The following is a 10,797-nucleotide window of genomic DNA, read 5'->3' on the forward strand; positions in this document are numbered from 1 at the left end:
TCGGCAAACGGGCATGGCCTGCCATTAAGGGGCCTTCTGGCGCCAGAACATGTTCTGGAATCGCGATGAACGCACACCCGCACCGCCCACCGGGCCACCCCGGCCGTCGAACAGAGCGCGGGATGCGCCCCGGCGCCCGGGGAACCGGGCGAGGCGGACACCGGGCCGGTACCGGCGGGCCCGGAACCCGCCTTCCGGGCCCTGCGGGTACCCCCGGAGGCGCCCGTAGTGGTGAAACCTGCGCGGAACCACTGACCGGGCGGCGGTACCACCCCCCTGGATCACCGAACCCCTCCCCGAGTGCCCGTTATGCCGGAACGCCCCCGGGCGGGCCGCCCCTCCGGGCTCCCGCACCGGCCCGGCGGCCCCGCCCTGGCACGGGCCCGGCGGCCGCCACGAGCGCGGACGACCCCCGCCCGGCCGCGCCGCCCCGCCCGGACCGCCAGGAACCCGCCGCCCGGCAGGCAGGGCCCGGGAACCGCCCCGCTCGCTCCGTCGCCGCCCAGCACGGCGACCACGCACACCCCCGCCGCCCGACAGCGCTGCAAGTGGGGCCGCCGACCTCCGTCGTCGCCGCTGCTCTTCCTCGCACTCCGGAAACCCGGAGCCCGGCCGGGGACCGTGAGCGGGGCACCGGCTGCTCCGTCGCCGCCATCTCCGGTGACCGGCCGCGCGCCTGCCGCCCGACGACGCTGCCAGAAGGGGGGCCGACCTGCTTCGTCGCCGCCGCTTTTCCTTGCGCACCGGTTGTCCGCCGCCCGGCAAGAGCCGGGAGCGGGAGACCTGCTCCGCCGTCCCGTCCATTACGGCGGCCGCGTACACAACAAGCGGCCGACGACCTTTCGCCCGCGGGCGCGAACGTGCGGTGAACGGCGGCGTTCGGTCCGGGGAATTCCTCGCCCGGAGCCCGCCGAGCGGCGCACAAAGCGCCGGAACGGCCCCAGACTCGTAAGGGTGTCCGACACGTCTTCCCCCACTTTCGGTGCTCCCGCGGCCACGCCCTCTCCCCCGCGCGCGGGGCTCCTCGACGGCCTGCGCGACGCCGCCGCCCGAAGCGCGCTGCGTTGGGCGCGGTCCCTGTCCGAGGAGGCGAGGGCCTCCGCCCTGTCCACCGCCGACCCGCGCGGCCCAGCGGCCGACCGGTCGGGCAGGGCGTCCCGCGCCGACGTCCCGCCTCCCCGGTTCCCCGCCGCGTGCCTGCTCCTGCTGGCCGCCGGGGAGCGGGTCGACGACGCCCGCGGCGACATGGCGCGCATCGCCGCTGCCGCCGCGGAGGAGACGCCGCGCGGGCGGCGGGCCGCCCGGCGGCTGGCGTCCGTGCTGACGGCGGCCGAGCGCCCGCGCCTGACCGAGGTCGCCCTGCGCCACCTCCCCGGCCTGCCGGAGCACTACACCGCCTCTCTCGGCGGGGCCGTGGCGGCGCGCAAGGCCCGGCTGTTCTTCGAGCAGGGGCGCCTGTCCGACGCCATCGCCGCCGTGGAGCCCTACACCGGCGGGCACGAGGTGTGCGCGCGGATGCACGACCGTCTGGTCGGCGAGCGGCGCGCCCTCGGCCCGCTGCCGGAGCCGCCCGCCCGGGACGATGCGGGGTTCGAGCCGGTCCCGGGGCGTGTGCTGCACGTGGTGTCCAACGCCCTGCCGTACACCGGCGCCGGGTACACGGTGCGCACCCACCGCATCGTCACCGCGCAGAAGGACGCCGGGCTGGAGCCGAGCGTGGTCACCTTCCCCGGGTGGCCGCTGGACCGGCCGGGGATGGAGGAGTCCGAGGAGCTGGACGGGGTGGGCCACCACCGCCTGCACCCGGGTGTGGAGCTGCCGGGCGGGCTGGCCGCGCAGATCGAGGCGGGGGTCGAGGGCGTGGCGGCGCTGGCGCGGCGGCTGCGCCCCGCGGTGCTGCACGCCGCCACCGACCACCGGAACGGCTCCATCGCCGCTGCGGCGGCCGCCCGGCTGGGGNGTACGAGGTGCGGGGCTTCCGGGAGGAGAGCTGGCTGTCGGGGGCCGTGCCGCAGGCGCAGGGCAGTGAGCGGCACCGGGCGGTGGTCGAGCGCGAGTCGGCGCTGATGCGCACCGCCGACGCGGTGGTGACGCTCTCGGAGACCATGCGCGAGGAGATCGTCGCGCGCGGGGCCGACCCCGGGCGGATCGTGCTGGCGCCCAACGCGGTGGAGCCGTCGCTGCTGGACGCCCGGCCCGACGGGGCGGGGTTCCGGCGCGAGCACGGCTTGGAGGACGGCGACTTCGTCGTGGGGTCGGTCTCCAGCGTGGTGGGCTATGAGGGGTTCACCGTGCTCGCCGAGGCGGTGGCGCTGCTGCGCGAGCGCGGGGTGCCCGCGCGGATGCTGCTGGTCGGCGACGGCGAGGCGCTGGGCGGGGTGCGTTCGGCGGTGCGGCACCTGGGCATCGGTGAGGCGTGCGTGCTGCCCGGACGTGTGGACCCCGCCGACGCGCTGCGGGCGCACGCGGCGCTGGACGCCTTCGCCGCGCCGCGGGCGGATGAGCGGGTGTGCCGCCTGGTGACGCCGCTCAAACCGGTTGAGGCGATGGCGCTGGGCACCCCCGTCGTGGCGAGCGACCTTCCGGCGCTCCGCGAGCTTCTGGCCGGTGGCGAGGCGGGCCTGATGGTGCCGCCGGGCGACGCGGAAGCGTTGGCGGACGCGTTGGAACGGTTGCACGGCACCCCTGGCCTGCGCGCAGAGCTGGCGAGCGCCGGCCGCGAGGAGGTCGCCGCCAACCGGACATGGCCCCGCGTTGCGGAGGTGTACCGGGAGCTGTACGAGCGCCTGGGTGCGGTGTGAGGACGACCGGTCCCGGAAACCGGAGCCGCTGACAGGCGGGCGCACATGCGGAGAACGGGCGGATGCGGGCGTGCAGGCCGGTCATCGTGGTCGGGCGGCGACGGCGGCAACGGGGCGGTTCCCCGAGCCTGCCTGCCAGGCGACGGGTTTTCGCGGTCCGGGAGGAGTGGCACGGCGGGTACCCCGCTCCCGGACCCCCGCCGCCCGCCGGGCCACCGGGGTGCGAGACGGCCAGGCGGCGACGAAGGCCCTGGCTCTTCGGCGCAGCGCTGTCGGGTGCAGGTGTGTGGGCCGGTCACCGCCCGACAGCGCCGCCGGAACCATCCGGACAGGCACTCGATCCAGCGGTGTTGCGGCGATACTGCCGACCGGGCCCGGGCGGCCGCATGCCCCCGGGCCGCCGCCTGCTCGGCCCTCGGCCCTCGCCTCAGCCCACGGGGCGGATCGGGTGGCCCTGCCTCGCCAGTTCGGCCTTCACGTCCCCGATGGTGAAATCGCCGAAGTGGAACACCGACGCCGCCAGCACCGCGTCCGCCCCCGCGTCCACCGCCGGCGGGAAGTGGGGCACCTGGCCCGCGCCTCCGCTCGCGATGACCGGGATGTCCACGCGCGCCCGCACGGCGCGGATCAGGTCCAGGTCGAACCCCGCCTTCGTGCCGTCGGCGTCCATCGAGTTCAGCAGGATCTCCCCGGCGCCCAGCTCCGCCGCGCGCTCGGTCCACTCCACCGCGTCGATGCCGGCCCCCCGGCGCCCGCCGTGCGTGGTGACCTCGAATCCGCTGGGCAGCGGCGCCTCGGGGGTGCCCTCGGCGCGGCGCACGTCGGCCGACAGCACCAGCACCTGGTTGCCGAAGCGCTCGGCGATCTCCCGGATCAGCTCCGGGCGGGCGATCGCCGCCGTGTTCACCCCCACCTTGTCGGCGCCGGCGCGCAGCAGCCGGTCGACGTCGTCGGGGGTGCGCACGCCCCCGCCCACCGTCAGCGGGATGAAGACCTGCTCGGCGGTGCGCCGCACCACGTCGTAGGTGGTCTCCCGGTCCCCGCTGGAGGCGGTGACGTCCAGGAAGGTCAGTTCGTCGGCACCGGCCGCGTCGTAGCGGGCGGCCAGCTCCACCGGGTCCCCGGCGTCGCGCAGGTTCTGGAAGTTCACGCCCTTGACCACGCGCCCGGCGTCCACGTCCAGGCACGGGATGACGCGCACGGCGAGGGTCACGACCGCTTCACCACCTCAAGGGCCTCCTGCAGGGTGAAGGCCCCCTCGTACAGCGCCGTCCCCATGATGGCGCCCTCCACCCCTTCGGGCACCAGGCTCGCGATCGCCTCCAGGTCGGCCAGGGCGGACACCCCGCCGCTGGCCACGACCGGCTTTTTCGGGGGGGCGCACACCGCGCTGAGCAGCTCCAGGTTGGGGCCCTTGAGGGTGCCGTCCTTGTTGACGTCGGTCACGACATAGCGGGCGCACCCCTCGGCCTCCAAGCGGTCCAGGGTGGCGTACAGGTCGCCGCCGTCGCGGGTCCACCCGCGCGCCGCCAGGATGGTGCCGCGCACGTCGAGGCCGATGGCGATGCGGTCGCCGTGCTCGGCGATGATGCGCGCGCACCAGTCCGGGTTCTCCAGCGCGGCGGTGCCGATGTTGACCCGGGTGCACCCGGTGGCCAGGGCGGCGGCCAGCGACTCGTCGTCGCGGATGCCGCCGGACAGCTCGACCTTGACGTCCAGGCGCCCCACGATCGAGGACAGCAGTTCGCGGTTGTGCCCGCGGCCGAAGGCGGCGTCCAGGTCGACCAGGTGGATCCACTCGGCGCCGGCCTCCTGCCAGGCGCGGGCGGCCTCCAGCGGGTCGCCGTACCGCCCGCCGGACCCGGCCTTGCCCTGGACGAGCTGGACCGCGGTCCCGTCGGCCACGTCCACGGCCGGGAGGAGTTCGAGGGTGGAGGACATCGGTTGGCAGACCCTGCTTTCCGGTTTCGGTCCGCTGCGCGGAACGGGGACGGGTTCGGCGGCGCCGCTCACAGCGACGCCACCCAGTTGGCCAGGACCTTCGCCCCGGCGTCGCCGGACTTCTCGGGGTGGAACTGGGTGGCCCACAGCGGGCCGTTCTCCACCGCGGCCACGAACGGGCGGCCGTGGGTCGACCAGGTCACGAGCGGCGCGGCGATGTGCGCCGAGGTCGCCTCCAGCTCCCAGTCCAGCACGCCGTAGGAGTGCACGAAGTAGAAGCGCTCCTCGGGGCCGATCCCGGCGAACAGGCGGCTGCCCTCGGGCACGTCGAGGGTGTTCCAGCCCATGTGCGGGATGACGGGGGCCTGCAGGCGCTCGACGGTGCCGGGCCACTCGCCGCACCCCTCGGTCTCCACGCCGTGCTCGACGCCGCGGTCGAAGAGGACCTGCATGCCGACGCAGATGCCGAGCACGGGGCGGGCCCCGGCCAGGCGCTTGCCGATGACCTGGTGGCCGTGGACCGAGCGCAGGCCCGCCATGCAGGCGGCGAAGGCGCCGACGCCGGGCACGAGCAAGCCGTCGGCCTCCATGGCGGCATGGGGGTCGGCGGTGACCTCCACGTCGGCGCCGGCGCGCTCCACGGCGCGCTGGGCGGACCGGAGGTTGCCGGATCCGTAGTCGAGGATGACGACGCGAGGCTGCACGGTCGACCGCGCCTTTCTTGGTTCGGCGATGGAGGGGTGTGGGCGGGCGGGGTGCGGGCGGGCGGGCGGGGCGCCGGTCGGCCGGAAGGCGGGCTCACCCCCCGAAGTACCCCAGGCGGAGCACCCCGGAGGCGACGGCCAGCACGGTGCACAGGCCCAGCGCTGCGGAGAGCACGCGCTGCTGTTTCCAGGTGGCGATCGCTCCCCCGGCGAGCAGGCCGCCGAGCCCGATGAGCAGCACGCCCCACAGGTCCTGCATCAGAGCGCGCCCTTGGTGGAGGGGACGCCGCTGACGCGCGGGTCCTTCTCGCAGGCGAAGCGCAGCGCCCGGGCCAGGGCCTTGAACTGGCACTCCACGATGTGGTGGGCGTTGCGGCCGTAGGGCACGTGGACGTGCATGGCCACGCGCGCCTGGGCGACGAACGACTCGAAGATGTGGCGGGTCATGGTGGTGTCGTAGTCCCGGCCGATCACCGGGGCCATGCCCTCGGGCTCGCTGTGCACCAGGTAGGGGCGGCCGGACACGTCGACGGTCACCTCGGCCAGGGCCTCGTCGAGCGGCACCTTGGCGTCGGCGAAGCGGCGGATGCCCGCCTTGTCGCCGAGGGCCTCCCGGAAGGCGGCGCCCAGGGCCAGGGCGGTGTCCTCCATGGTGTGGTGGGAGTCGATGTGCAGGTCGCCCTCGGTGCGCACGGTCAGGTCGAACAGGCCGTGCTTGGCGAGCTGGTCGAGCATGTGGTCGTAGAAGCCGACGCCGGTGGAGACGTCGGACACGCCGGTCCCGTCGAGGTCGATCTCGACGCTGACCTTGGTCTCCTTGGTGGCGCGTTCGATGCGGCCGATTCGGCTCATGGTGGTGGGACTCTCCTGGTCTCGGGCCTGGTCTCGGAGCGGCCGGCGTCGGCGGTCAGGCCGTCACCCGCAGCAACGCCTCCCGGAAGGCGGACATTTCCTCGGGGGTGCCGATGGTGGCGCGCAGCCAGCGCGGCGGGCCGACCTCGCGGATGAGCACGCCGCGCTCCAGCATGCCGCGGAACACCGCGCCGCGGTCCTCGAACTCCCCGAAGAGCACGAAGTTGGCGTCGGAGTCGGCGACGGAGAAGCCCTGGGCGCGCAGCCACTCCACGAGGGCGTCGCGCTCCTCGCGCAGCTGCTTGACCCCGGCCAGCAGCTCGTCGGAGAACTCCAGGGCGGTGAGGGCGACGGCCTGGGTGACCGCGGACAGGTGGTAGGGCAGCCGCACCAGCTGCAGCGCCTGCACCACGGCCGGGTGCGCGGCCAGGTACCCCAGGCGGGCGCCGGCCAGGGCGAAGGCCTTGGACATGGTGCGCGAGACGATCAGCCGCGGGTGGTCGGGCAGCAGCGTCAGCGCGCTGGGGGTGCCCTCGCGGCGGAACTCGGCGTAGGCCTCGTCCACGACCACCATGCCGGGTGCGGCGGCGGCCAGGCGGGCGATGGTCTCCGGCGGCAGCGCGGTGCCGGTGGGGTTGTTGGGCGAGGTCAGGAAGAGCACATCGGGGCGGTGCTCGGCGATCAGCTCCTCGGCCCGGTCGGGGTCGATGCGGAAGTCGGCGCCGCGCTCGGCGGTGATCCAGCGGGTGCCGGTGACCTCGGTGATGACCGGGTGCATGGAGTAGGACGGCTCGAAGCCCATGGCGGTGCGCCCGGGGCCGCCGAAGACCTGCAGGATCTGCTGCAGGACCTCGTTGGAGCCGTTGGCCGCCCACACCCGGTCGGCGCCCAGGCCGTGGCCGAGGTAGCGGGCGAGCGCCGCGCGCAGCCGGACGGCGTCGCGGTCGGGGTAGCGGTTGAGGCCGCGGGCGGCGTCGGAGACGGCGCTGCCCAGGGCCTCGACCAGGCGCTCGGAGGGCGGGAAGGGGTTCTCGTTGGTGTTCAGTGCGACCGGCACGTCCAGCTGGGGGGCGCCGTAGGGGGTGCGCCCGCGCAGGTCGTCGCGGATCGGCAGGTCGTCGAGGCCGAAGTCGCTCACGGTGTCAGGTGTTCCGTCCGGGGAGTCGGTGCGGGTGGTGCGGGGCTCCTCAGGCGCCGGTTCGGCCGACGCGCGCGGTGACGGCCTCGCCGTGCGCGGGCAGGTCCTCGGCCTCGGCGAGGGCGACGACGTGCCCGGCGACCTCGGCCAGGGCGTCGCGGTCGTAGTCGACCACGTGGATGCCGCGCAGGAAGGTCTGCACGCTCAGGCCGGAGGAGTGGCAGGGGGGCCCCCCGNGTTGGACCCGGCGAGGTAGTCGCCCAGGGACACCGGTGCGTGGGGGCCGACGAAGATCGCGCCGGCGTTGCGGACCCGGTCGGCGGTGGCGCGCGGGTCGCGGACCATGATCTCCAGGTGCTCGGCGGCGTAGGCGTCGACCACGCGGATCCCGTGCTCGACGTCGTCGACGAGCACGGTGCCCGACTGGGGGCCGGTGAGCGCCTGGGTGATGCGGTCGGAGTGCTTGGTGGCGGCCACCCGGCGCTCCAGCTCGGCGTCGACGGCGTCGGCGAGCGCGGTGGAGGGGGTGACCAGGACGGAGGCGGCGACGGTGTCGTGCTCGGCCTGGCTGATCAGGTCGGCGGCGACGTAGCCGGGGTCGGCGGTGTCGTCGGCCAGGACGGCGATCTCGGTGGGCCCGGCCTCGGCGTCGATGCCGATGGTGCCCTTGAGCATGCGCTTGGCGGCGGCCACCCAGATGTTGCCGGGGCCGGTGACCATGTCGGTGCGGGCGCACTCCCCGGCGCCGTAGGCGAACATGGCCACGGCCTGGGCGCCGCCGACCGCGTAGACCTCGTCGACGCCGAGCAGGGCGCAGGCGGCCAGGACGGTGGGGTGGGGCAGGCCGCCGAACTCGGCCTGCGGCGGGGAGGCGACGGCCAGCGACTCCACCCCGGCCTCCTGGGCGGGCACGGTGTTCATGACGACGCTGGAGGGGTAGACGGCGCGGCCGCCCGGCACGTACAGGCCGACCCGGCCGACGGGCACCCAGCGTTCGGTGACGGTGCCGCCGGGGGCGACGCGGGTGGTGGTGTCGGTGCGGCGCTGGTCGCGGTGGACCAGGCGGGCGCGGCGGATGGACTCCTCCAGGGCGGCGCGCACCGACGGGTCGAGGGTGCGCAGCGCGGCGGTGATCTCCTCCTCGGGCACCTTGATGCTCGTGAGGCGGACCCCGTCGAAGCGCTCGGCGAGTTCGATCAGCGCGTCGGTTCCGCGATGCCGGACGTCCTCGACGATGGGGCGGACCTTGGCCACGGCCGCCTCGACGTCGGTCTCGGCGCGGGGCAGCAGGTCGCGCGGGTCGCCGGTGGTGCCTCGGAGATCGATTCGGGAGATCACGGCCCCATTCTAGGGGCCGGTCGCCCCGCACGCCCCAGGAGCGCCCTGGTCGAGGGGGGTGACCGCGGTCACGGGCGGGCGGGGCGCCGCAGGCGCGAGGCGGCGGAGGGGCGGGCGCGGCCGCCTCCCCTTATCTCCCGCCGCACCCCCTTCGCCACCGTTCAGGCAAGCCTCACCATAAAAGCACACAATAAGCCTGTCCTAACTTTGGGAGGGCTAACCTAATTCCACGCAAGAAAGGCTTCCCTGTGTGGCGAAAATTGCCGTGCATTTATTCGACTCGGGTTTTGGGGGGCGTTATCGTGAAGGCATGGCTTCCACACCGCAGACCACTGAGCACGGCCTTTCCAAGTTCCACCGCCTCCTTCTGGACCAGGTGCGGCACGAGTTCACCGCCTCGCACCAGTACGTGGCGCTGGCGGCCTGGTTCGACGACCGCCACCTGCCCCAGCTCGCGCGGATCTTCTACCGCCAGTCGCTGGAGGAGCGCGACCACGCGATGATGATCGTGCGCTACCTGCTCGACCGGGACGTTCCCACCTCCATCCCCCGGGTCGACGAAATCCAGAACGATTTCGACGCGCCGCGGGACCTGGTGGCCCTCGCGCTGGCCCAGGAGCAGCGCGTCACCGAGCAGTTCCACGTTCTGCAGCGGGTGGCCCGCGAGGAGAACGACTACACCGGCGAGCAGTTCCTCCAGTGGTTCCTCTCCGAGCAGGTGGAGGAGGAGCACAAGATGTCGACCATCCTGGCGGTGCTGGACCGCGCGGCGGGCGGGTCGATGTTCGAGGTGGAGACCTGGCTGGCGCGCGAGATGCCCGACGAGACGGGGGGCGACGCCGGCGCCCCGGAGACGGCGGGTCCGGCGCTGACCGTGTGAGGGGCGCCGCCGCCCGCCGCCTGCGGCGGGCCCGGCGGCCCGCGCCGCGGCCGCACTAGGCTGGCCGCGTGAGCGGAAAGGGGACCCCGGCGACGCTCGCGGCGAGCCGGGCGAAGATCGAGACGACACTGCACACCTACGAGGCCTCGGGCGACGGCGGCTCCTCCTACGGCGAGGAGGCCGCCGACGCGCTCGGCGTCCCGCACGACCGCGTGTTCAAGACGCTGGTGGCCGAGGTCGACGGGGTGCTGACGGTGGGCGTCGTGCCGGTCGCGGCCACGCTGGACCTGAAGGCGCTGGCCGCGGCGGCGGGCGGGAAGAAGGCCGCGATGGCCGACCCGAAGGACGCCGAGCGCGCCACCGGGTACGTGCGCGGCGGCATCAGCCCGCTGGGCCAGCGCAAACGGCTGCGCACGGTGGTGGACTCCTCGGTTGGCGACCACGAGACGGTGTACGTGTCGGCGGGCCGCCGGGGCCTGCAGATGGAACTCTCCCCAAGGGACCTGCTGGACCTGACCCGCGCGACGACCGGCCCCATCGCCGCGTATTGACCAGGCGAAAGTCTGCCACGGACCGCCCTCCCTGGGGCAGGAGCCGGGCAGGAGCGCCGAGCGCGCCCGTCCTAGAGCCCGAGCCGGAGCAGCAGCGGGGCACCAGCTGCCCCGCTCACGGACCCCGGCCGGGCGGCAGGCCGCCGGGGTGTGAGGGTGAGGGCGGCAACGACGAAAGTCCGCGCCCCTTCCGGCAGCGCTGTCGCGCGGCAGGCGTGTGCGTGGTCACCGGAGAGGGCGGCGACGGCAAGAGCCGGGCGGTTCCCCGGCCCTGCCTGCCGGGCGGCGGGCCGCTCGCGGTCCGGGTGGGCGGGTGGTCGTTCGCGCTCGTCACGGCCGCCGGGCCGGTACGCCCTTCCCCGCGATGATCTCGACGAGGATGCTGTCAAAACCGCCGCCGGAATGACGGCACCCTCGTCGAGATCATCGCGGAGGGGCCCACATTCCGGGCATAGCGGGCACACCGCGGGGGTCCGGCGCTCCAGGGCGGTGGCACCGCCACCCGATCAGTGATTCCGCGCAGGTTCCACCACCATGGGCGCCCCCGGGGGGCGTCCGAGGGGCCCGGAAGGCGGGTTCCGGGCCCGCCGGT

Annotated in this window: 9 protein-coding genes and 1 pseudogene; 3 read left to right on the forward strand and 7 right to left on the reverse strand. The window is 74.8% G+C overall.

All coding sequences use genetic code 11. From position 1 onward, the window contains the following. The first annotated feature begins 1,967 nt into the window (after positions 1 to 1,967). Positions 1,968 to 2,801: a glycosyltransferase gene (locus D476_RS38135; protein ID WP_275041528.1), complete on the forward strand. Its 834-nt coding sequence runs from the start codon at positions 1,968 to 1,970 to the stop codon at positions 2,799 to 2,801. Positions 2,802 to 3,228: 427 nt separating this feature from the next. Here D476_RS38135 and hisF read toward each other — a convergent pair whose 3' ends face one another. From hisF to hisD, 7 genes and pseudogenes are all read right to left on the reverse strand, one after another. Then, the gene (hisF, locus tag D476_RS0101250) at positions 3,229 to 4,014 is read right to left on the reverse strand and encodes an imidazole glycerol phosphate synthase subunit HisF (protein ID WP_017622168.1); all 786 of its coding nucleotides are present in this window, start codon (positions 4,012 to 4,014) and stop codon (positions 3,229 to 3,231) included. Next, positions 4,011 to 4,742, reverse strand: a complete 732-nt coding sequence (gene priA, locus D476_RS0101255) for a bifunctional 1-(5-phosphoribosyl)-5-((5-phosphoribosylamino)methylideneamino)imidazole-4-carboxamide isomerase/phosphoribosylanthranilate isomerase PriA (RefSeq protein ID WP_017622169.1) — start codon at positions 4,740 to 4,742, stop codon at positions 4,011 to 4,013. The genes hisF and priA overlap by 4 nt, the downstream gene beginning before the upstream one ends. Positions 4,743 to 4,810: 68 nt before the next feature. Continuing rightward, positions 4,811 to 5,446: an imidazole glycerol phosphate synthase subunit HisH gene (hisH, locus tag D476_RS0101260; RefSeq protein WP_017622170.1), complete on the reverse strand. Its 636-nt coding sequence runs from the start codon at positions 5,444 to 5,446 to the stop codon at positions 4,811 to 4,813. A gap of 94 nt (positions 5,447 to 5,540) precedes the next feature. Beyond that, the gene (locus D476_RS38140) at positions 5,541 to 5,705 is read right to left on the reverse strand and encodes a hypothetical protein (RefSeq protein ID WP_017622171.1); all 165 of its coding nucleotides are present in this window, start codon (positions 5,703 to 5,705) and stop codon (positions 5,541 to 5,543) included. Further along, complete coding sequence (hisB, locus tag D476_RS0101270) at positions 5,705 to 6,298, reverse strand: imidazoleglycerol-phosphate dehydratase HisB (RefSeq protein ID WP_017622172.1); 594 nt, start codon at positions 6,296 to 6,298, stop codon at positions 5,705 to 5,707. The genes D476_RS38140 and hisB overlap by 1 nt, the downstream gene beginning before the upstream one ends. 55 nt (positions 6,299 to 6,353) lie before the next feature. After that, a complete protein-coding gene (locus tag D476_RS0101275; protein WP_017622173.1) occupies positions 6,354 to 7,436 on the reverse strand; it encodes a histidinol-phosphate transaminase in 1,083 nt (360 codons plus the stop codon). A 49-nt stretch (positions 7,437 to 7,485) separates the two neighbouring features. After that, positions 7,486 to 8,774: pseudogene (gene hisD, locus D476_RS31755) on the reverse strand (histidinol dehydrogenase). Between the two features lie 310 nt (positions 8,775 to 9,084). On the opposite strand from hisD, the gene D476_RS0101285 reads away from it, so the two are divergent. Then, on the forward strand, positions 9,085 to 9,654 hold the full coding sequence (locus D476_RS0101285) for a ferritin (RefSeq protein WP_017622175.1): 570 nt from the start codon (positions 9,085 to 9,087) through the stop codon (positions 9,652 to 9,654). 68 nt (positions 9,655 to 9,722) lie between these two features. After that, on the forward strand, positions 9,723 to 10,205 hold the full coding sequence (gene ybaK, locus D476_RS0101290; protein ID WP_017622176.1) for a Cys-tRNA(Pro) deacylase: 483 nt from the start codon (positions 9,723 to 9,725) through the stop codon (positions 10,203 to 10,205). Positions 10,206 to 10,797: the final 592 nt, after the last annotated feature.

The organism is Nocardiopsis chromatogenes YIM 90109 (assembly GCF_000341185.1).
GTDB classification, from domain to species: Bacteria; Actinomycetota; Actinomycetes; order Streptosporangiales; family Streptosporangiaceae; genus Nocardiopsis_A; species Nocardiopsis_A chromatogenes.

What these genes read in the sequence shown, in the direction of transcription:
- hisB (WP_017622172.1), bottom strand. Translation starts at nt 6,298, where the DNA reads ATGAGCCGAATCGGCCGCATCGAACGCGCCACCAAGGAGACCAAGGTC.
- priA (WP_017622169.1), bottom strand. Translation starts at nt 4,742, where the DNA reads ATGTCCTCCACCCTCGAACTCCTCCCGGCCGTGGACGTGGCCGACGGG.
- D476_RS38140 (WP_017622171.1), bottom strand. Translation starts at nt 5,705, where the DNA reads ATGCAGGACCTGTGGGGCGTGCTGCTCATCGGGCTCGGCGGCCTGCTC.
- D476_RS0101285 (WP_017622175.1), top strand. Translation starts at nt 9,085, where the DNA reads ATGGCTTCCACACCGCAGACCACTGAGCACGGCCTTTCCAAGTTCCAC.